This window comes from Pseudomonas sp. LBUM920 (genome assembly GCF_003852315.1).
In the GTDB taxonomy this organism is placed as follows: Bacteria; Pseudomonadota; Gammaproteobacteria; order Pseudomonadales; family Pseudomonadaceae; genus Aquipseudomonas.
In genome coordinates, this window is the sequence record NZ_CP027762.1 from 6377649 (window position 1) to 6399029 (window position 21381).

Below are 21381 nucleotides of genomic sequence, written 5' to 3' on the forward strand. Positions count from 1 at the left end.
ATTATCCTCGGATCGCCCAGAAGGCCAGGTTCAAACCCGGGAATTGCCCGGCGATGTGGAAGGCAAAGCCGCCGGAGTTATTCAGTTGTTGCCAGTGCTCGCTGCCACGGTCCAGCTCGTAATAGGTACTGCCTGCGTGGTACGGAATCTGGCGTGGCGCCACCGGCAGCGGCAGCAGGCCGATGCCCGGCAGTTGCAGGTTGACCATGTCGCGGATGTGCTCCACCGAGCCGACTTTGCTCTGCTGGCCGAAACGCGCGCGCAAGGTTTCGCCGGGCACATCGGCGCGCACCACGAGGATGAAACTGGCGCTGTCGAGCAGGGTTTTGTCGGCGAGCATCGCCACGTGGATGCCGTAGGCTTTTTCCACAATCGGGATCGGTGTGGCTTTGCTGTCGATCAGCATCGACAGCGCCTCACGCAACGCTGCCATCACCGGAGTGAAGCTCAGGGCCAGGTCGTCGTGCTGGTATTGCGGGTATTCCTGGGGGCGACGGCCCGACGTCGAGAAGGTGGAAAACTCACCGGCCAGGCTCACCAGTTCGCTGAAAAAACGCTCCGGGTGCAGCGGGCTCAACTGGCTGAAATGCTGGAGCAGCGGCTGCGCGCGGTTGACCAGTTGCAGCAGCATGAAGTCCGCAATCTCTGACGCGCCACCGGCGCCCGAGGCGACCACGCGGCCGGCCAGGGCTTCGCCGCGCTGGTGCAGCAGGCCCAGCAATTCGCTGCGAAAGGCCGTCAGCGGTTTGCTTGCGGCCACGTCCAGCACGGGCGGGATGTAGGTGTCATCCAGCACCAGCGCGCGGTCGGCGCGTTTTTCCTTGATGCGCACCAGGCCGATGGCGGCGTAGTCGCTGATGCCATCCTGCGCAGTCAGCAGGCGCAACGCACGGGAACCCACGGCCACGGGCGCGCGGTTTTCGAACGGGGCGTTGTCATCTCGCACTTCGCGCACCTGGCTGACGTAACGCGCAGCGCCGAGGTCTTCGCCGTCATCGACGGTGTCACGCGCGCCTGCACGCTTGAGCGGCAAGGCCAGGTACACCAGGCCATCGCGCAGGTTGTCGTCGATATTCAAAGGGCTCGGCGCCAGGTCATCCTGGGGAATATTGAACGGCGTGCCATCCGGCAACAGGCCACGTGCCGACACAATCGCCAGCTTGCCCTGGGCCAGCAGGCCCTGGTCGATGAGCAATTCGGAGAAACCCCAGGCACCGGCGGACAACGGGCGGCTGCGGGCGTCAATCAAGTTTTCCAGGTAACGGTCATGCTGCTGGAAGTGCTGCGTTCCGATGAACATGCCTTCCGACCAGACCACGCGATTGTTCCAGGACATGGGAGCTCCGTTTGCTTCTTATTGGGCAGGGCTGGATGGGGGAACCACGACGTCGGCGCGTACGGCACGCACATCGAGGCTGATCTGGTATTCGGTGTATTGGCGTGCCGGGACGGTAAGCACCGTGCGCCATTGCGCGCGGTCCAACTCGCGATAGCCCACCAGCAGGCCGATCTGGCGCGTGGACGGGTCGAGGTTGCGCTGAATACTCAGTTGCTGGCCGGGTTGCACCATCACTTCGTCCTGGTCCAGCAGATCGAGGCCGAGCGTGGATTGCGCGCGATCAGCCAGCGCGAAGTAATCGGAGCGACTGAAGGTGGCGGCGTTTTTCAGTTCAAAAATGCGTACGCGAACCGGCGCGGCCTGGCCGTTGGCGCCGGGGTTGAGCCCGGCAATGGCGTGAAAATGCAGTTCGATGGCGGCGGTGTCCGCTTCGGCTTCAGTGGCCGCCTCGGGCTTGGCGGCATCCTTGGCACACGCCGTCAGCAGCAGCGCCGTGGCGGCTGCGAGTAAAAACCTGGGAATCATCCTGCGTCCTCAATGACGTACTTAGCTATCCGTTTTATCCATTACTGCGTTGCGGTTTAGCGACGCTGTCGTGCGCTGTGTTCTTCGTAGGCTCGGCTGAATTCGCGACCGAACAGGTCCTGGAAATCTTCCTGGGCTTCGCGCGAAATATTGCTGTAAAGCTCGGTGAACTGCTGCCAGTACTGGGCCTGGCGCGAGCCGTTGAAAATGCTCGACAGCCCGCCGGGCTTGCCCATGCGCTCTTCGAGTTGCGCCGGTTCAAAGCGCGCGAGCAAGTGCTTGATGGCTGCTTCTACACCGGCCATCACCGCCAATTGATGGGCGCGCAGGTCGTCGAAACTGTCGCGCACAGCGATATCCGGCGCCATGAACGCTTGGTTTCCATGCCGAAGCAGCAGCAGTAAGGCTTCGTCGGCATTGGGCGCGAACTTCAACGGATTGTTTTCGGCGGGCCGGATCATCGTCTGCTGCATACGGAACTCGCCCTTGAGGCTGGCGCGGGCGCGCAATACGTCGATCAGGCCTTCGACCATCAACCGGTAGCTGCGCCCGATGCTCTCCATCTGCGCGCAGGCGTCAGCCTTGTCCAGGCGCAGCTGGTCGAGGCCGGCGCCGCGCAGGAAGGCTTGCAACAGGTCGGGCTGTTGGCTGTCCGCCACGGGGAGCGCGGGCTCGACCACGGGCGCCGACTGGATGACTGGCGGCGCGGGTGGCGACTGGATGACCGACGGCGCGGGTGGCGGTGCAACGGGCGTCGGGGTACTGGCCACAGGCATGGGTGTGTCGCCAAACACGTCCCAGTCTTCGGGAATCACCGAACCAGACACCGCCGGCTTCTCAACCACCGGCACGGCAACGGGGGTCGGCGGGCGAAAGTCGTGTTGCTCGGACGGCACGTGGTCAGCCACGGTCGGTGGTGGCACGGCGGTCGGGGCGAGGAAATCGAACAGGTCCGGTAGCGTGTCCATCGACGAGGCGCCATGAAACTGCGGCGCGATCACCGGCGTCGGCGCGGGCGCGTTCACCACCGCGCCCATCAACGCCTCGAAGCTGTTTGGCGAGTCGCCGGCAAACGGCTGGCTATCGATGGTTTGCACGTTGAAGTCGATACGCGTCTGGATTTCGTAGTCGCCGATGCGGATCAGTTCACCGTCTTGCAACGGTTCGCTGTTCCCTCGGCGCATACGAATACCGGCGTTAACCAATTCAACGCCGTTGGTGCTGTTATCGGTTAAATAGTAACGGCCATCTTTGTATTGAATAACGCAGTGTTGCGAGGAGACAAGGCGCTCTGGATCAGGCAATACCCAGTCATTATCAGAACTGCGGCCAATAGCCATCACGCCCTGATTCATGGACTTTTCAGGGCATTGCCCAGGGGTGATCTTGTGATAACTAGTGATAGTCAAACACAGCGACATCTTGCCTCCTTGCTGATACATCGCGCGCGGTCTATCCAAGGGTCTACCTGAAGGAGCCAGACTTCCCGAGAGATACCGCCAGTCGCGTTAACGACCGTAAAAATATGCTTTTACCAGCATGATCGCTGATCTTAACTGGCCTCTATGACAAAAATCCTGTCCCGGTGCGCCGTTCGACCCGCCAGTCGGGCAGGGTGTTAAGCACCGCACATCTGTCACAGAGGGCGAATAGCTTACCTTGACAAGGCGTAACTACTACACCAAAAATGCACAACTTCTTGAACATCAGTGATGGCACGGTAGTGGCACTCTGACTGTATGACCAAGAAAACATGCACAGTTCATCGCGCAACTAATGCATGCATTGCCCGGCATCTAACGGGCTGATAGGGAGATCGAATCAAGTGGATGTGCCGTTGCTGCTCGCCGCCGTTTCCGCGACTTCGCCATGTGGCGAAGACATGGAATATGACGCGCAATTTCTCCAACTGGAGCGTGACGCCAAGGGCCAACCCGAGCGCAGCATGGGCGACTCTATCCTGCCCGCGGAGCCACCGGAATGGCGCAGCATCCAGCAGCAAAGCCTCGACTTGTTGCAGCGCAGCAAAGACCTGCGCATCACCCACTTTCTGTTGCAAAGCTCCCTCGCTCTTCAGGGTGTGGCCGGGCTGGCCGAAGTCCTCACGCTGATCAACGCGCTGCTGCGCGAGTACTGGGCCGACCTGCACCCGCGCCTGGATGCCGACGACGATAACGACCCCACCGTACGCATCAATGCCTTATCCGGCCTGACCAGCGACGCAACCATTCGTCTGCTGCGCGAAAGCATCCTCACGCGCTCGCGCACGTTCGGGCCGGTGAGCCTGCGTGCCGCGCTGAACGCCAGCGGCCTGATGAGCTTCCCCGATGAACAGCTCGGTGCCCAGCAACTCAACGCGGCATTTCTGGACAGCGATCCCGAACAACTGCAAGCCACGCGCGATGCCTTGAGCGCCGCGCGCGCCGCCTGCGAAGCCATCGAACAACAGGTCAGCGACCAGGTCGGTTCGGCCCAGGGCGTGGACCTCAGCCTGTTGAAGCAACCGCTCAAGCAGGCGCTGCAAGTCCTCAACCAATTCGTACCGAACAGCGATACCAGCAGCGAACCCGAGGCCGTCAGTGACGACAATGCCCCCTCGGTCGATTTCGCCGCTGCCCCCGCCGCACCGCGCCCCACTGGCGACATCGCCAGCCGCGATGACGTGCTGCGCAGCCTCGACAAGATCCTTGCGTACTACACCCGTCACGAGCCTTCGAGCCCGCTGCCGGTGCTGTTGAACCGGGCGAAGAATCTGGTGCACGCCGACTTCGCGGCCATCGTGCGCAATCTGATTCCCGACGGCATGTCCCAATTTGAAAACCTGCGCGGCCCGGACGGCGAGTAAGCCGCCCGGCTGTGCAGTAACAACACCGTCGCTCAAGCGACCAGGAGCAGCAACGTGGCGAAGCAAAGTTCTCAGAAATTCATCGCGCGCAACCGTGCGCCTCGAGTGCAGATCGAGTACGACGTCGAGCTTTACGGCGCCGAGAAAAAGGTCCAGCTGCCCTTCGTGATGGGTGTGATGGCCGACCTCGCCGGCAAGCCTGCCGAACCGCTCGCACCCGTGGCCGACCGCAAGTTCCTTGAGGTGGACGTCGACAACTTCGACTCGCGCCTCAAGGCCATGCAGCCACGCGTAGCGTTCCACGTACCGAACGAGCTGACCGGCGAAGGCAACCTGAGCCTGGACATCACTTTCGAAAACATGGACGACTTCAGCCCGGCCGCCGTGGCCCGCAAGGTCGATTCGCTCAAGCAACTGCTCGAAGCCCGCACCCAGCTGGCCAACCTGCTGACCTACATGGACGGCAAGACTGGCGCTGAAGAAATCATCATGAAGGCGATCAAGGACCCGGCACTGCTTCAGGCACTTGCCAGCGCGCCTAAGCCTGCAGGGGACCAGTAATCATGACTGACAATACCGCCCGCGAAGGCTCCCAGATCCTGGGTGCCACCGAAGAAGCCAGCGAGTTCGCCAACCTGCTGCTGCAAGAATTCAAACCCAAGACCGAGCGTGCCCGCGAAGCCGTGGAAACCGCTGTGCGCACCCTGGCCGAACAGGCCTTGGCACAGACGGACCTGGTGTCCAATGACGCGATCAAGTCGATTGAGTCGATCATCGCCGCCATCGACGCCAAGCTCACCGCTCAGGTCAACCAGATCATCCATCACCCGGATTTCCAACAGCTGGAAAGCGCCTGGCGTGGCCTGCACTACCTGGTCAACAACACCGAGAGCGACGAGCAACTGAAGATTCGCGTGCTCAACATCTCCAAGCCGGACCTGCACAAGACCCTGAAGAAATTCAAGGGCACCGCGTGGGACCAGAGCCCGATCTTCAAGAAGATGTACGAAGAAGAATACGGCCAGTTTGGCGGCGAACCGTACGGCTGCCTGGTCGGCGACTACTACTTCGACCAGTCGCCACCCGACGTGGAGCTGCTGGGCGAGCTGTCGAAAGTCTGCGCCGCCATGCACTCCCCGTTCATCGCTGCGGCGTCGCCGACCGTGATGGGCATGGGCTCGTGGCAGGAACTGTCGAACCCGCGCGACCTGACCAAAATCTTCACCACGCCGGAATACGCCGGCTGGCGCTCGCTGCGTGAATCGGAAGATTCGCGCTACATCGGCCTGACCATGCCGCGCTTCCTGGCGCGCCTGCCGTATGGCGCCAAGACCGATCCGGTGGAAGCCTTCGCCTTCGAAGAAAACACCGACGGCGCCGACAGCTCCAAGTACACCTGGGCCAACGCCGCCTACGCGATGGCGGTGAACATCAACCGCTCGTTCAAACACTACGGCTGGTGCTCGCGCATCCGTGGCGTAGAGTCCGGCGGTGAAGTGGAAAACCTGCCGGCCCACACGTTCCCGACCGATGACGGTGGCGTGGACATGAAGTGCCCGACCGAAATCGCTATCAGCGACCGCCGTGAAGCGGAACTGGCGAAGAACGGTTTCATGCCGCTGCTGCACAAGAAAAACACCGACTTTGCCGCCTTCATCGGTGCCCAGTCGTTGCAGAAACCGGCTGAATACGACGACCCGGACGCCACCGCCAACGCCAACCTGGCCGCGCGCCTGCCGTACCTGTTCGCCACCTGCCGTTTCGCGCACTACTTGAAGTGCATCGTGCGCGACAAGATCGGTTCCTTCAAAGAGAAGGACGAGATGCAGCGCTGGTTGCAGGACTGGATCCTCAACTACGTCGACGGCGACCCGGCGCACTCCACCGAAACCACCAAGGCCCAGCACCCATTGGCTGCCGCCGAAGTGATCGTGGAGGACGTCGAAGGCAACCCGGGTTACTACAACTCCAAATTCTACCTGCGCCCGCACTATCAGCTTGAAGGGCTGACCGTGTCGTTGCGTCTGGTATCGAAGCTGCCTTCGGCGAAAAGCGCGTAACCACGAATGAACCGGCTCTTCTGTGGGAGCCGGGCTTGCCCGCGATGCAGGCGACACGGTCTGCCAGTCAGACCGCGTTGATGCAATCGCAGGCAAGCCAGCTCCCACAGAAAGCACTGCCCATTGGGCCTAAACAAATATCGTGGCTGAGTCCACACAGGGAGAAAACATGGCTGTTGATATTTTCATCAAGATCGGCGACATCAAGGGCGAGTCCATGGACAAGGCCCACAAGGACGAAATCGACGTGCTGAACTGGAGCTGGGGCATGGCTCAGTCCGGCAACATGCACGTTGGCGGTGGCGGCGGTGCGGGCAAGGTGAATATCCAGGACCTGTCGCTGACCAAGTACGTCGACAAGGCTTCGCCAAACCTGATGATGCACTGCGCCAGCGGCAAGCACATCGACAAGGTCAAGCTGACTGTGCGCAAGGCCGGTGGCGAAAGCCAGGTCGAGTACATGGTGATCAACCTGGAAGAAGTGCTGGTCACGTCCCTGAGCACCGGCGGCTCGGGCACCGATGATCGCCTGACCGAAAACGTCACCCTGAACTTCGCCCAAGTGATGGTCGACTACCAGCCGCAGAAAGCCGACGGCACCAAAGACGGCGGCGCGATCAAGTTTGGCTGGAACATCCGTTCCAACACCAAGCGCTGATAAACCCGGTGGCCGTGGCTCGCCGCCACGGCCCCAGGCATCGGCCCCTCGCAGAAACCGTCCCTCTCACAACCCGTCCGTGGAGCTGCTTTGGTGGTAACTGAAATCGCTTCCCGCGACCGTCTGCAACCGTCCCTGCTGGACCGGTTGACCGACGACGACCCAACCAATCCCAAGGAAAGCGCCGACAAACGCGTGCTCTCCCTGACCCAATTGAAAGCCTCGGTGCTGCGCGACCTGGCGTGGCTGCTCAACACCACGTCGTTGCTGGACGCCGATGCCACGCTGCACACCCCGGCCGGTACGTCGGTGGTCAATTACGGCTTGCCGGCACTGGCGGGCAACAGCGTTTCCAGTGTCGATATCAAAGCCCTGGAAGCCCTGATCTACCAGGCCATCGCCACCTTTGAACCGCGTATTTTGCGCCACACCCTGCGCGTCAAAGCCCGTGTCGGCCACGGCGAAATGAACCACAACGCGCTGAGCTTCGAGATCGAAGGCGACCTGTGGGCGCAACCGGTGCCACTGCGCTTGCTGCTGCAAACCGACCTCGACCTGGAATCCGGCCATGTGCGCGTGGTGAACGCCGACCAGCGGAGGCGCCCATGAACCCGCGCCTGCTGGAGCTGTACAACCAGGAACTGCACCACGTGCGCGAAAGCGCCGCCGAGTTCGCCAAGGAATACCCGAAGATCGCCAGTCGGCTGACCCTGTCCGGTATGGACTGCGCCGACCCGTACGTCGAACGCCTGCTCGAAGGTTTTGCCTACCTCACCGCCCGCGTGCAACTCAAGCTCGACGCCGAGTACCCGACCTTCACCCACAACCTGCTGGAAATCGCCTACCCGCACTACCTGGCGCCGACGCCGTCGATGACCGTGGTGCAATTGCAGACCGACCCGGATGAAGGCTCGCTGGCCAGCGGTTTCCCGTTGCCGCGCGACACCGTGTTGCGTGCCGCGCTGGGCCGCGAGACCCAGACCTGCTGCGAGTACCGCACCGCGCACCCGGTGACGCTGTGGCCGTTGCAGGTCAGCGGCGCCGAGTACTTCGGCAACCCTGCCGCCGTGCTCGGCCGCCTGGCCGCCAGCGAGCCGAAGGCCAAGGCCGGTTTGCGCCTGACCCTGCGCACCGGCGCCGAATTGCCGTTCAACAGCCTCGACCTCGACAACCTGCCGCTGTACCTCAGCGGCGCCGACGAGCAGCCGTTTCGCCTCTACGAACAATTGCTGGGCAACGCCTGCGCGGTGTTTGCGCGCAAACCCGGCGGTGATTGGGTCGAACGCCTGCCGCACGACGCGTTGCGTTCGCGCGGCTTTGACGACGCCGATGCGGCCATGCCGGTGGTGGCCCGCGCATTCCAGGGCTATCGCCTGTTGCAGGAATACTTCGCCCTGCCCCACCGCTTCCTGTTCGTCGAATTCGCCGAACTGAGCCGCGCGGTCAAACGCTGCGACGGCCAGGAGCTGGAATTGATCGTGCTGTTCGACCGCCACGAGCCGAGCCTGGAAGGCAGTGTCGGCCCGGCGCAGTTCATGCCGTTCTGCACGCCGGCGATCAACCTGTTCCCCAAACGCGTGGACCGTATTCATTTGTCTGACCGCGTTAACGAACACCACGTGATTGCCGACCGCACGCGGCCAATGGATTTCGAGATTCACTCGCTGAGCGGCATCACCGGCCACGGCACCGGGCCGGAGCAGCCGTTCCTGCCGTTCTATGCGGTGCGCGACCCGTCACGTTATGGGCGCGATCAGGCTTACTACACGCTGCGCCGCGAGCCGCGCGTGTTGTCCAGCGACCAGCGCCGCAACGGCCCGCGCTCTACCTACGTGGGCAGCGAAACCTTTGTCAGCCTGGTCGACAGCCAGCAAGCGCCCTACCGCCACGACTTGCGCCAACTCGGCGTGACCGCGCTGTGCACCAACCGCGATCTGCCGTTGTTCATGAGCGTGGGCAACGGCAAGACCGACTTTACTTTGGCCGACAGCGCACCCGTGTTGTCGGTGCGCTGCGTCGCCGGCCCGAGCCGCCCACGCGCCAGCCACGCGCATGACGCCAAGGCCTGGCGCCTGATCAGCCAGTTGTCGCTCAACTACCTGTCGCTGAGCGAACAGGGCCAGGGCGCCGGCGCTTTGCGTGAACTGCTGCGCCTGTATGGCGACAGCAACGACGCGGCGCTGCAACTGCAAATCGAAGGCCTGCGCGAAGTCAGCAGCAAAGCCGTGACCCGGCGCTTGCCGATGCCTGGCCCGATCGTGTTTGGCCGTGGGTTGGAAATTACCCTGGAATTCGATGAAAACGCGTTTCGCGGCACCGGCGTGTTTCTGCTCGGTGCGGTGCTGGAGCGCTTCCTGGCACGCTACGTGTCGATCAACAGTTTTACCGAGACGGTGATCCGTACCACCGAACGCGGCGAGATCATGCGATGGAAAGCCAAGCCCGGGCGGCGTCCGACCCTGTGAACACACTGGATGCGATGCATCAGGAGCCCTGGGAATACGATTTCTTCCAGGCGCTGCGGCGTATCGAGTGCGAATCGCCGCAGCTGCCGCGCCTGGGCCACTCCCTGCGCCTGGCGGATGACCCGTTGCGCCTAGGGCAACAGGCCGATTGCACCTTCGCCCCGGCCACTTTGGCCTCGGTGGATCCCGGTGGCGAGGGCAAACCAGCGCGGCTTGAGCAGTTCTTCTTCGGCCTCGGCGGCCCCAACGGCCCGTTGCCGCTGCACATCACCGAGTATGTGCGCGAGCGCCAGCGCAACAACGCCGACAGCACCAGCAAGCAGTTTTTGGACGTGTTCCACCATCGCCTGCTCAGCCTGTTTTACCGGGCCTGGGCTGAGGCGCGGCCAACGGTCAGCCACGACCGCCCGGATGACGATTACTGGTCGGCACGCCTGGCGGCGCTGAGCGGCCGAGGAATGCCGAGCCTGCTGAATCAGGGGTTGATTCCCGACACGGCGAAGCTGCATTACAGCGGCCACCTGTCAGCGCAAACCCGCTACCCGGATGGGCTTAAGGCGATTCTGAGCGAGTATTTCGGCCTGCCGGTGGAGATCGAAGAATACGTCGGCCAATGGCTGGAATTGCCCGAGCGCAGCCGCGTCAGCGTCAGCGCCAACCAGTTGGGCGTGGATTTTTGCCTGGGCAGCCACGTGTGGGACCGCCAGCATAAATTCCGCATCCGCCTCGGCCCGCTCACGCTGGATGACTACATGGGCATGCTGCCCGGCAGCCAGCCGTTCAACGAGCTGGTGGCGTGGGTGGCCGAGTACCTGGGCCATGAACTGGACTGGGACCTGAACCTGATTTTGCAACAACCCGAAGTACCGGCGCTGCAGCTCAATGGCCAGTTCCGCCTGGGCTTCAACACCTGGCTCGGCCGACCCGAGCATGACGCCAACGACCTAATCCTGGCTCGGCATTACGCCGACCACGCCACCACCTCAAGGAATCCAGAGCATGGGTGAAATCAGTCGCGCCGCACTGTTCGGCAAACTCAACAGCGTGGCCTACAAGGCCATCGAAGCCGCCACTGTGTTCTGCAAACTGCGGGGCAACCCGTACGTGGAACTGGCCCACTGGTTTCACCAGTTGCTGCAACTGCAGGACTCGGACCTGCACCGTATCATTCGCCAGTTCAACGTCGAGCCCGCCCGCCTGGCCCGTGACCTGACCGAAGCACTGGACCGCCTGCCACGCGGCTCGACGTCGATCACCGACCTGTCGTCCCATGTGGAAGAAGCGGTGGAACGCGGTTGGGTCTACGGCAGCCTGATGTTCGGCGAAAGCCAGGTGCGCACCGGTTACCTGGTGCTCGGCATTTTGAAAACCCCAAGCCTGCGCCATGCACTGCTGGGCTTGTCGTCCGAGTTCGACAAAATCAAAGCTGAAGCACTGAGCGAACGCTTCGACGAATACGTCGGCGACTCGCCCGAAAATGCATTGAGTGCCAGCGACGGCTTCAATGCCGGCGCTGTACCCGGCGAAGCCAGCGGCGCCATGGCACCGAGCGCGATGGGCAAGCAGGAGGCGCTCAAGCGCTTTACCGTGGACCTGACCGAACAGGCCCGCAGCGGCAAGCTCGACCCTATCGTCGGGCGTGATGAAGAGATCCGCCAACTGGTGGATATCCTCATGCGTCGGCGCCAGAACAACCCGATCCTCACTGGCGAGGCCGGTGTGGGCAAGACCGCCGTGGTCGAAGGCTTCGCCCTGCGCATCGTCGCCGGTGACGTGCCGCCCGCGCTCAAGGACGTGGAGCTGCGCAGCCTCGACGTGGGCCTGCTGCAAGCCGGCGCCAGCATGAAAGGCGAGTTCGAACAGCGCCTGCGCCAGGTCATCGAAGACGTCCAGGCCTCGCCCAAGCCGATCATCCTGTTCATTGACGAAGCCCACACGCTGGTGGGTGCCGGTGGCGCTGCCGGGACCGGTGACGCCGCCAACCTGCTCAAGCCCGCCCTCGCCCGCGGCACCTTGCGTACCGTGGCCGCGACGACGTGGGCTGAGTACAAAAAACACATCGAGAAGGACCCGGCGCTGACTCGCCGCTTCCAGGTCGTGCAAGTGGCCGAGCCGTCGGAAGACAAGGCGCTGCTGATGATGCGCGGCGTGGCCTCGACCATGGAAAAACACCACCAGGTGCAGATCCTCGATGAAGCCCTGGAAGCTTCGGTGAAGCTGTCGCACCGCTACATTCCGGCGCGCCAGCTGCCGGATAAATCCGTGAGCCTGCTGGACACCGCCTGCGCTCGCGTCGCCATCAGCCTGCATGCCGTGCCGGCCGAAGTCGACGACAGCCGCCGTCGCATCGAAGCGCTGGAAACCGAGCTGCAAATCATCGCCCGCGAGCATGCCATCGGCATCGCCATCGGGGCACGCCAGAGCAACAGCGAAGCCTTGCTGAGCGCTGAACGTGAACGCCTCGCGACGTTGGAAAGCCGCTGGGCCGAAGAGAAAACCCTGGTCGATGAGCTGCTCGCCACCCGTGCAACCCTGCGCGAGAAAGCCGGTGTTGTGGACAGCGGCAACGATGAGTTGCGCGCACAGCTGGTGGACCTGCAACAACGCCTCACCGTCCTGCAAGGCGAAACCCCGCTGATCCTGCCGACCGTGGATTACCAGGCGGTGGCCTCGGTGGTCGCCGACTGGACCGGCATCCCGGTGGGCCGCATGGCGCGCAACGAACTGGAGACGGTGCTTAACCTCGACCAGCACCTGAAAAAACGCATCATCGGCCAGGACCACGCCCTGCAGATGATCGCCAAGCGCATCCAGACCTCTCGCGCCGGTCTCGACAACCCGAGCAAGCCGATTGGCGTGTTCATGCTCGCCGGCACCTCGGGTGTGGGCAAGACCGAAACCGCGCTGGCGCTGGCTGAAGCCATGTACGGCGGTGAGCAGAACGTCATCACCATCAACATGAGCGAGTTCCAGGAAGCCCACACCGTGTCGACCCTCAAGGGCGCGCCACCGGGCTATATCGGCTACGGCGAAGGCGGCGTGCTGACCGAAGCGGTGCGGCGCAAACCCTACAGTGTGGTGCTGCTGGACGAGGTGGAAAAAGCCCACCCGGACGTGCACGAGATCTTCTTCCAGGTGTTCGACAAGGGCGTGATGGAAGATGGCGAAGGCCGCGTGATCGACTTCAAGAACACCCTGATCCTGCTGACGACCAACGCCGGCACCGAGTTGATTTCTCAGGTGTGCAAAGACCCGGCGAATATTCCCGAGCCGGAAGAAATCGCCAAGGCGTTGCGCCAGCCATTGCTGGAAATTTTCCCGCCGGCGCTGCTCGGCCGTTTGGTGACGATTCCTTACTACCCGCTGAGCGACGAGATGCTAAAGGCTATTACCCGCCTGCAACTCAACCGCATCAAAAAGCGTGTGGAGACGACGCACAAAGTAGCCTTCGACTACGACGACGCGGTGGTCGATTTGATCGTCTCGCGCTGCACCGAAACCGAAAGCGGCGGGCGCATGATCGACACCCTCCTGACCAACAGCCTGCTGCCGGACATGAGCCGAGAATTCCTCACGCGCATGCTCGAAGGCAAGGCGCTGGCGGGTGTGCGTATCAGCACCCGGGATAATGAATTGCACTACGACTTCAGCGACGCCGATTGATCTGACGAGATGCAGTCCAAATGTGGGAGGGGGCTTGCCCCCGATGGCGGTGAATCAGTCACTGCATGCATCAACTGACACACTGCTATCGGGGGCAAGCCCCCTCCCACATTTAGAGCTGATTTCTTCAGTTACTAGGCAATTTACGGGTTAACCGATGCTATTCAACCAAGCCTCACGCCTGGCCAAAGTCACCAGCCCTCTCGGGCCGGATGTGCTGCTGCTCAATGAAATGGGCGGCGGCGAAGAGCTGGGGCGGCTGTTCAACTATGAGCTGCAACTGACCTCGCTGGACGCCAATATCGACCTCAACCAGTTGCTGGGCAAGCCGATGAGCGTCGGCCTGCAACTGGCAGACGGTGGCGAGCGGCACTTCCACGGCATCGTCGCACGGTGCAGTCAGAACATCGACCAAGGCCAGTTCGCCAGTTATCAGGTGACGCTGCGCCCGTGGTTCTGGCTGCTGAGCCGCACCTCGGATTGCCGGATTTTCCAGAACCAGAGCATCCCGCAGATCATCAAGCAGGTGTTTCGCGACTTGGGTTTTTCCGACTTCGAAGACGCCCTGAGCCGCCCGTACCGCGAGTGGGAATACTGCGTGCAGTACCGCGAGACCAGCTTCGATTTCGTCAGCCGCTTGATGGAACAGGAAGGCATCTACTACTTCTTCCGCCATGAGCCGGACCGCCATGTGCTGGTGCTGGCCGACGCCTATGGCGCCCACACCACGGTGCCGGGCTACGCGTCGATTCCGTATTACCCCAAGGACGAGCAGCAGCGCGAACGCGACCACATGCACAACTGGCACCTGGCGCACGAAGTGCAACCGGGCTCACTGGAGCTTAACGACTATGACTTCCAGCGCCCCAGCGCCAGCATCGACGTGCGCTCGGCGATGCCGCGCCCGCACACTGCCGGCGACTATCCGCTGTACGACTACCCCGGCACCTATGTGCAAAGCGAAGACGGCGAGCACTATGCGCGCACTCGCATCGAAGCCTTGCAAACCCTGCATGAACAGATCGAGTTCAGCGGCAATGCGCGTGGCCTCGGTTCAGGCCATTTGTTCAGCCTCACCGGTTTCAGCCGCCAGGACCAGAACCGCGAATACCTGATTGTCGGCTGTCGCTATTACATCGTTCAGGAAAGCCTGGAAAGCGGCGGCGGCTCGGGTTCGGCGCAATTCGAAAGCAGCCTGACGTGCATCGACGCCCAGCAAAGCTTCCGACCGCTGGCAAACACCCACAGACCCATCGTCAAAGGCCCGCAGACCGCCTTGGTGGTCGGCCCCAAAGGCGAAGAAATCTGGACCGACCAATACGGCCGCGTAAAGGTGCACTTCTACTGGGACCGCCACGACCAATCCAACGAAAACAGCTCGTGCTGGATTCGTGTATCGCAATCCTGGGCCGGTAAAAACTGGGGCTCGATGCAGATCCCGCGGATCGGCCAGGAAGTGATCGTGAGCTTTCTGGAAGGAGACCCGGACCGGCCGATCATCACCGGCCGGGTGTACAACGCCGAGCAGACGGTGCCTTACGACCTGCCGGAAAACGCCACACAGAGCGGCATGAAAAGCCGTTCGAGCAAGGGCGGCACGCCGGCCAACTTCAATGAAATCCGCATGGAGGACAAGAAGGGTCTGGAGCAGTTGTATATCCATGCCGAGCGCAATCAGGACATCGTGGTGGAGGTGGATGAAAGCCACTCGGTGGGGCATGACCGCAACAAGAGCATCGGGCATAACGAGACGGTGACCATCGGGAATAACCGTACGCGCATCGTCAAGCAGCAGGACGTCCTCTTGGTCGGTCAGAGGAAGACCGACAGCATCAGCCAGAGCTACATCATCGAAGTGGGTGAAAACCTGCGCCTGGTCTGCGGCAAAAGCATCCTGGAGCTGAACGCCAGTGGGCAGATCAACCTCACCGGCGTGAATATCAGCTTTTATGCCAGCGGCGATGCCGAGTTCAACACCGGCGGCGTACTGCATCTGAATAACGACCACGGCCCCGGCGCCACGCCCGATGGCCAGGGCATCAAAAAAAGCATCGACGCCAATATTGAAGCCGTCTTCCCCGCGCCTAAAAGCTCCTGACGAGACCCGTTTGCCATGACGTACCGAATCAACGAATTCCAGTTCCAACTGCCTGCCGGCGAGCTGCAGGACGCGTCGATCAATATCCTCAAGTTTCCCGAACTGGGCACTTCATTGATCATCAGCCGCAGCTTTCTCGCCGAAGGCGAGACCCTGCACAGCAACTTCGATGACCAGCTCAAGCGCCTTGAAAAACAGGTTCAGGACCTGCGCTGCCAGCCGAGCGTTTCCGTGCGTTTGGGTGCAGCCCAAGAGGTGGAAGGCATTGAGCTGCGCAGCCAGTTCAACAAGGGCAATGACAAGGTGTTCCAGTACCAGTTGGCGCTGGTGCTGCCGGGTACGCGCAAGATGCTCGCCTTGAGTTATGTGAAGGCTGACACGCTTGGTGATGCGGAAGCGGCGCATTGGGCATTGATAAAAAATTCGCTGTCGTTCGACGCTATTTCTTGATGAGCGGCCTGCATGTCTGACGCGTTATGGGCGGCCCGAATGGGCGATGCGCTTTCCCACACCTCGATGATGGCGGACATCCTCGGTGGTGTGTTGGAAGTGGCGGCCAATATCGCGATCACTGCGGTGGCGACCGCTGCCGTGGTGGCCGCTACCGGTATCACCGTCGCGACGGGAGGCCTGGGTGCCTGCCTACTTGGCGCAGTGGTTGGTGTGGTGGTTGGCCTTGCCATGAGCAAGACAGGGGCTGACAAAGGTCTGAGTAACATGTGTGAGGGCATCGCTAACGCGCTGTTTCCCCCCATGGTCATGGCCACGATACTTAGCGGTTCTACCGATACGTTGATCAATTCGACACCCGCTGCCAGAGCGGCTGGAGCGGTGCCGTCCCATGTCTCCCCCTCGGGCACGGAAAGTGAGCAACCGCCAGCCGCTCAGGAGAACCCCGAAGATCCGAGCTATCTGGATATGGCCAAGGGTTTTTTCTCGCAGATGTGGCGCCCCACGGTCGCAACCCCTGCACCCGGTGCTGTACCAAAACCGCTGGACCTGGTGACCTGCATGAAGCATCCGCCGATGCCACCGCAGCTCCTCGCCGAGGGCTCAGAAAAGGTTACGGTCAATAGCCAACCCGCCGTACGTAGCGGCGACCGCAGTACATGCGATGCGACCGTCGTATCGTCCGGTCTTATATCGCCAGACGTGACCATCGGCGGCGGTTCAGTCGTTGTGCGTGAAATTCGCAGTGGTAAGACGCCAGGTGTCGGTCTGGCTGTTACCGCGCTAATGATGCTTAAAGGTAGCAAAGGCAAGTTTCTCAGCAACCTACCCTGCATGTTGCTTGGTGGCGTGAGTTCCTATGCAGTCAGCCAGGCAGTCAACGCCGTGGCCAATGCCGCCATTGGCTCACCCAATCCTGTTCATGCGGCAACAGGCGCCAAAGTTCTCGGCGCCGAAGATGAACTGGACTTTGTCTTGCCGGGAACACTGCCCATTGAGTGGCAGCGCGTCTACAACAGTCGCGACGAGCGACGAGACGGTTTGTTTGGCGCAGGCTGGAGCGTTGCCTACGAAATCAGCGTGCAGGTTCTTGAGCATCCGGATGGTGGCGACCGATTGCTCTACATTGATGAGCAGGGACGCCGCATCGACATGGGCTCAATTGCTCTTGGAAGTGCAGTATTCAGCACAGGTGAGGGGCTTGCCGTACGAAGGAATAGCAATGGTCAATTGCTGATTGAAAGCGCCGATGGTGTGTATCGCTTGTTCGAACCCACCCCGCAGGCGCCTGCACGGCTGCGGCTGGCGCAACTGGGCGACCGCAACGACAACCGTATTTACCTGGACTATGACAATAGCGGTCGACTGAAACACCTTCGTGACACGCTGGACCAAGTTCGTATCGAGCTGAGCTATCACCTGGGCCGCCTGAGCCAAGTCGAACGCCTCTATAGCGATCAACGACGCGAGGTGTTGGTTAATTATTCCTACACTACCAGCACGGATTTGGCTGAAGTCCGTGATGCGAGCGGCCAGGTCCAGCGCCGCTTTGCCTACGACACCGGGCGACGGATGATTGAGCATCAATTGCCCGCTGGCCTACGCTGTTTTTACCAATGGGCCTGCATAGACGACTTGGAGTGGCGGGTTGTCCAGCATTGGACAGAGGATGGCGACCTCTATCGCTTCGACTATGACCTGAAGTCGGGAACTACCCGTATCACCGACGGCCTTGGCCGGGTCAGTACGCGCAAATGGAATCGTCAGTTTCAAATTATCCAGTTCACCGATGCGCTCGATCAGACCTGGCTTTTCGATTGGAACGAAGAACGCCAGTTCATCGGTGCAACGGATCCCCAAGGTGGGCGCTACGAACTCAGTTATGACGATACCGGTAACTTGACTGGCAGCCTCGATCCACTGGGGCGCAACGAGTCCACAACCTGGCTGGAACATTGGGCGTTGCCGGTATCAGGCACTGACAGTGAGGGAAACTCCTGGCAGTGGCGCTACGACCAACGAGGTAACTGCATCGCTGAGACGGACCCTCAGGGCCACGTCACGCAATATCGTTATGACAATTGCGGGCAATTGGTGGAGATCATCGATGCGGCCGGAAAAAGTAAAAAGCTGCGTTGGAACCCCTTCGGCCAGCTCATTGAGCATATTGACTGCTCCGGTTACCCGACTCGTTTCAATTACGACGAAAGAGGCTATTTGCAAGCCATCACCGATGCACTGGGTGAACGAACGACCTTTGTTTGCGATGTGCGGGGCCTGGTGCTGAGTACCGAGCTGCCTGACGGCCGCGTTGAACATTTCCAACGCGATGGCAGCGGTCAATTGATCGCCCATACCGACTTCGCCGGGCACTCTACGTACTATCAACGGAATCGCCAGGGGCAGGTTTGCCAACGCCTCGATGCGCACGGGCGCCAAGTTAACTTTGCCTACGACAGCTATGGCCGCCTTCAAACCCTGACCAACGAAAACGGTGAGCGATATCGCATCGCCTGGGATGCCAACGACCGCGTAGCTGAACAGCAAGACTTGGATGGTAGCGTGCGCCGCTATCACTATGACGCACTGAACAACATCACACGGATGGAAGCTATTCCAGCACCTCACGGTAGCGGGATGGCACTGGTCTCAATAACGCCCGAAGCACCTATCGTGCATTGCTTTGAGCGCGACGCGTCAGGGCGTCTGGTGGCAAAGGTCACCGATGATGGACGAACGGAATACACCTACGACTCGCTGGACCAACTCAAGGCCATCACGTTTACCGACAATGCCGGTGAGCACCAAACGATCAACTTCGGCTACGACACGGTTGGTCAACTGATCGAAGAGAGGAGCGCCGCAGGAGTACTTCAGCATCATTACGACGAACTTGGAAACCTGAGCCAAACTCACTTGCCTGACGGACGCTGGCTCAATCGGCTGCACTACGGCAGTGGGCACCTCCATCAGATCAACCTCGACGGGCAGGTCATCAGCGACTTCGAGCGCGACCGCCTGCACCGCGAAGTACTACGTACCCAGGGCCACCTCAGCACTCGTCACTATTATGACCGCTGTGGGCGCTTGCGCGCTCGTGAGCGAGGCCAGATCACTCGGGGATCAGTACTTCCTGCAGCGGTACAGAAGCAGTTCGAGTACGACCCCGCCGATAATCTAATTGGCAAACTTGAGCAACAGTCTAGCGGCCAGCGCAGACAACTGCTGCACTACGACGCCACCGACCGGGTAGTCGCCAGCCAAGACAATCTCGTGGGCCAGCGCGAAACCTGTTCCTACGATGCAGCCGCGAACCTTCTCGACGGCCCGCGACCTGGGGCGGGGCTGGTGCAGCACAACAAACTCCTGACGTTTCAGGACAAACGTTATCGTTACGACGGTTTCGGTCGAATGATCGAAAAACGCAGCGCCAATCGTGGTGTCCAGCGCTTCACCTATGACGCCGAACATCGCTTGATTGAAGTGCACAACGAGCACGGCGGGCAGCGGTCAGTCGTCAGGATGACCTATGACCCCTTAGGAAGACGAACAGCCAAGGCCACCCACGATGGGAATGGCTATTTGTTGAGCGAGACCCGCTTCACCTGGGACGGACTGCGCTTGCTCCAGGAACACAAGCATGCCCAGACCAGCCTTTACATCTACAAGGACGAAGGCCACGAACCGCTGGCACGCGTTGATGGTAGCGGCGCCCAGCAGAAAGTCCGCTATTACCACAATGACCTCAATGGCCTGCCCGAGCTGCTCTCGGAAGCAGAAGGTCAGACCGTCTGGCATGCCAGCTATCAGATTTGGGGAAATACAGTTCAGGAAACACGTGAACCCTACTATATCGAAGAACAAAACCTGAGGTTCCAAGGCCAGTACCTGGACAGAGAAACCGGCCTGCATCACAACATATTCCGCTTCTATGACCCGGATATCGGCCGCTTCACTACTCCCGATCCCATCGGGCTCGCAGGGGGGCTAAACCTTTACCTGTACTCAACCAATCCACAGACCTGGATCGACCCTTACGGATTAAGTCCGGAAGACTTGATGCGTTACAAACCCAAGGCATCTATCACACCGGAAGCCGGTGATCGTGCAACGGCGATCAACCGGGCATGGGGGCAGGAACGAGAGTTGGTAGCACGTGGTGGCGGATCAAGAAATTGGACAGCCCCCGAACGCGAAATGATCAAGAACACCACGAACAATGCTCAACTCAATTCTAAGATGTCAAAAGCAGGGTATACCGGACACCATATCAATAGCGTCAAGGGCAATGGTGCATTGGGCCCGGCGTGGAAAGGTGACCCGAGGAACATCGTATTCTTGCAGAACGCCAAACACCCCAGTGGTGTAGACGAGCATATGAATAGCCCTCAAGGACACCGTAAGAGCTATACCAGGGCAAGCAAGGGACGATTGATCGACCGTGTTAACACTCCCGGAAAGCCGGGCTGTGGTAAATAATTTTCTGCTGGAGAAGACATGAGCGCACTAGATAATTCATTCAATGAACTGCGCCGGGTCCACAAGAAATTTGATCTTGAGGGCAGCTTTGAAACCAACCGACAGGCAAACGCCAAATGGCCAAAGACACTGGCCCACTCTGCCGAGACTGACTATTTCTACGATAATTGCGAACCGGTCGACGTGGAGATTGAAACCGGTACCACGCCAATCTGCTTCTTCGATTTGAGCAAGATAGAAGATGCCCAGGTTGGCTATAAATGGATGGGCGATTCGAACAAAACAGAAATCAACGAGGACTGGCTCGATGATTACTTAGTGCTTATGGATGATATGGGTGGCGGTAAACCCATCATTGCAATCACGAGCACCATTGGTACACCCGTGTGGGCGAGCTACGACGCGGTCGACCCTTTCAAGATCGCCGATACACTGGCCGATTTCTTTTTGGCGTTTGCCAAACTGATTGAGATCGTCCATGGCGAGTACGATATTTTTGGTATCTATAACGATGACGATACGCTATCGACGGCCTTTAGAGAGCGGTTGATTGAGGAGGTCAGCCCTTTGCTCGGAACGGAAAATTTCGAACGCTTTTTTGATTACTTCTATGGCTAAGGGTTGCCCAAGGCTATGGCGCTGATAAGTCCAGCTGGGCAATACCAGGGTGTTCCAGTGCTGCCGGGCACACGCAAGATGCTCGCCTTGAGTTATGTGAAGGCTGACACGCTTGGGGATGCCGAGGCGGCGCACTGGGCATTGATAAAAAATTCGCTGTCGTTCGACGCTATTTCTTGAT

General features: G+C 60.6%; 15 protein-coding genes and 1 pseudogene. 13 read left to right on the forward strand and 3 right to left on the reverse strand.

Translation table 11 applies throughout. The annotated features are described in order from the left end of the window. Position 1: 1 nt before the first annotated feature. From tssK to tagH, 3 genes are read right to left on the reverse strand one after another with little or no spacing between them, the layout of a single operon-like run. Positions 2-1336, reverse strand: coding sequence for a type VI secretion system baseplate subunit TssK (tssK, locus tag C4J83_RS29735; RefSeq protein WP_106575880.1), 1335 nt, complete (start codon positions 1334-1336; stop codon positions 2-4). A gap of 18 nt (positions 1337-1354) precedes the next feature. Further along, entirely contained in the window at positions 1355-1864 is a 510-nt protein-coding gene (gene tssJ / locus C4J83_RS29740) for a type VI secretion system lipoprotein TssJ (protein WP_106575881.1), read from the reverse strand. A 56-nt stretch (positions 1865-1920) separates the two neighbouring features. Next, a complete protein-coding gene (gene tagH / locus C4J83_RS29745) occupies positions 1921-3285 on the reverse strand; it encodes a type VI secretion system-associated FHA domain protein TagH (RefSeq protein ID WP_124418763.1) in 1365 nt (454 codons plus the stop codon). A 404-nt stretch (positions 3286-3689) separates the two neighbouring features. Between tagH and tssA the strand changes: the two genes are divergently transcribed. The 13 genes and pseudogenes from tssA to C4J83_RS30885 form a co-directional block, all read left to right on the forward strand. Further along, a complete protein-coding gene (tssA, locus tag C4J83_RS29750; RefSeq protein WP_106575883.1) occupies positions 3690-4709 on the forward strand; it encodes a type VI secretion system protein TssA in 1020 nt (339 codons plus the stop codon). 54 nt (positions 4710-4763) lie between these two features. Next, positions 4764-5270: a type VI secretion system contractile sheath small subunit gene (gene tssB / locus C4J83_RS29755; protein WP_124418764.1), complete on the forward strand. Its 507-nt coding sequence runs from the start codon at positions 4764-4766 to the stop codon at positions 5268-5270. A 2-nt stretch (positions 5271-5272) separates the two neighbouring features. Further along, positions 5273-6769 (forward strand): type VI secretion system contractile sheath large subunit, encoded by a 1497-nt coding sequence (tssC, locus tag C4J83_RS29760; protein ID WP_119737190.1) that lies wholly within the window; start codon positions 5273-5275, stop codon positions 6767-6769. Positions 6770-6938: 169 nt separating this feature from the next. Continuing rightward, complete coding sequence (locus C4J83_RS29770) at positions 6939-7427, forward strand: Hcp family type VI secretion system effector (RefSeq protein ID WP_005792512.1); 489 nt, start codon at positions 6939-6941, stop codon at positions 7425-7427. A 93-nt stretch (positions 7428-7520) separates the two neighbouring features. Continuing rightward, positions 7521-8036 (forward strand): type VI secretion system baseplate subunit TssE, encoded by a 516-nt coding sequence (tssE, locus tag C4J83_RS29775; RefSeq protein WP_005792513.1) that lies wholly within the window; start codon positions 7521-7523, stop codon positions 8034-8036. Further along, positions 8033-9892, forward strand: a complete 1860-nt coding sequence (tssF, locus tag C4J83_RS29780; RefSeq protein ID WP_124418766.1) for a type VI secretion system baseplate subunit TssF — start codon at positions 8033-8035, stop codon at positions 9890-9892. The genes tssE and tssF overlap by 4 nt, the downstream gene beginning before the upstream one ends. Beyond that, positions 9856-10899, forward strand: a complete 1044-nt coding sequence (gene tssG, locus C4J83_RS29785; RefSeq protein WP_124418767.1) for a type VI secretion system baseplate subunit TssG — start codon at positions 9856-9858, stop codon at positions 10897-10899. The genes tssF and tssG overlap by 37 nt, the downstream gene beginning before the upstream one ends. After that, positions 10892-13555 (forward strand): type VI secretion system ATPase TssH, encoded by a 2664-nt coding sequence (gene tssH, locus C4J83_RS29790; protein WP_124418768.1) that lies wholly within the window; start codon positions 10892-10894, stop codon positions 13553-13555. Before tssG ends, tssH begins: the two co-directional genes overlap by 8 nt. Positions 13556-13712: 157 nt before the next feature. Further along, positions 13713-15653, forward strand: coding sequence for a type VI secretion system Vgr family protein (locus tag C4J83_RS29795; protein ID WP_119737181.1), 1941 nt, complete (start codon positions 13713-13715; stop codon positions 15651-15653). A 15-nt stretch (positions 15654-15668) separates the two neighbouring features. Beyond that, positions 15669-16103 (forward strand): DcrB-related protein, encoded by a 435-nt coding sequence (locus tag C4J83_RS29800; protein ID WP_124418769.1) that lies wholly within the window; start codon positions 15669-15671, stop codon positions 16101-16103. Positions 16104-16115: 12 nt separating this feature from the next. Continuing rightward, positions 16116-20582: an RHS repeat-associated core domain-containing protein gene (locus C4J83_RS29805; RefSeq protein ID WP_124418770.1), complete on the forward strand. Its 4467-nt coding sequence runs from the start codon at positions 16116-16118 to the stop codon at positions 20580-20582. Between the two features lie 18 nt (positions 20583-20600). After that, positions 20601-21200: a hypothetical protein gene (locus C4J83_RS29810; protein ID WP_124418771.1), complete on the forward strand. Its 600-nt coding sequence runs from the start codon at positions 20601-20603 to the stop codon at positions 21198-21200. 39 nt (positions 21201-21239) lie between these two features. After that, positions 21240-21380, forward strand: a pseudogene (locus C4J83_RS30885) (DUF1795 domain-containing protein); the annotation flags it as partial. Position 21381: the final 1 nt, after the last annotated feature.

What these genes read in the sequence shown, in the direction of transcription:
- tssJ (WP_106575881.1), bottom strand. Translation starts at nt 1,864, where the DNA reads ATGATTCCCAGGTTTTTACTCGCAGCCGCCACGGCGCTGCTGCTGACG.
- tssC (WP_119737190.1), top strand. Translation starts at nt 5,273, where the DNA reads ATGACTGACAATACCGCCCGCGAAGGCTCCCAGATCCTGGGTGCCACC.
- C4J83_RS29810 (WP_124418771.1), top strand. Translation starts at nt 20,601, where the DNA reads ATGAGCGCACTAGATAATTCATTCAATGAACTGCGCCGGGTCCACAAG.
- tssK (WP_106575880.1), bottom strand. Translation starts at nt 1,336, where the DNA reads ATGTCCTGGAACAATCGCGTGGTCTGGTCGGAAGGCATGTTCATCGGA.
- tssF (WP_124418766.1), top strand. Translation starts at nt 8,033, where the DNA reads ATGAACCCGCGCCTGCTGGAGCTGTACAACCAGGAACTGCACCACGTG.
- tagH (WP_124418763.1), bottom strand. Translation starts at nt 3,285, where the DNA reads ATGTCGCTGTGTTTGACTATCACTAGTTATCACAAGATCACCCCTGGG.
- C4J83_RS29800 (WP_124418769.1), top strand. Translation starts at nt 15,669, where the DNA reads ATGACGTACCGAATCAACGAATTCCAGTTCCAACTGCCTGCCGGCGAG.
- C4J83_RS29805 (WP_124418770.1), top strand. Translation starts at nt 16,116, where the DNA reads ATGTCTGACGCGTTATGGGCGGCCCGAATGGGCGATGCGCTTTCCCAC.
- tssH (WP_124418768.1), top strand. Translation starts at nt 10,892, where the DNA reads ATGGGTGAAATCAGTCGCGCCGCACTGTTCGGCAAACTCAACAGCGTG.
- tssG (WP_124418767.1), top strand. Translation starts at nt 9,856, where the DNA reads ATGGAAAGCCAAGCCCGGGCGGCGTCCGACCCTGTGAACACACTGGAT.
- C4J83_RS29770 (WP_005792512.1), top strand. Translation starts at nt 6,939, where the DNA reads ATGGCTGTTGATATTTTCATCAAGATCGGCGACATCAAGGGCGAGTCC.
- C4J83_RS29795 (WP_119737181.1), top strand. Translation starts at nt 13,713, where the DNA reads ATGCTATTCAACCAAGCCTCACGCCTGGCCAAAGTCACCAGCCCTCTC.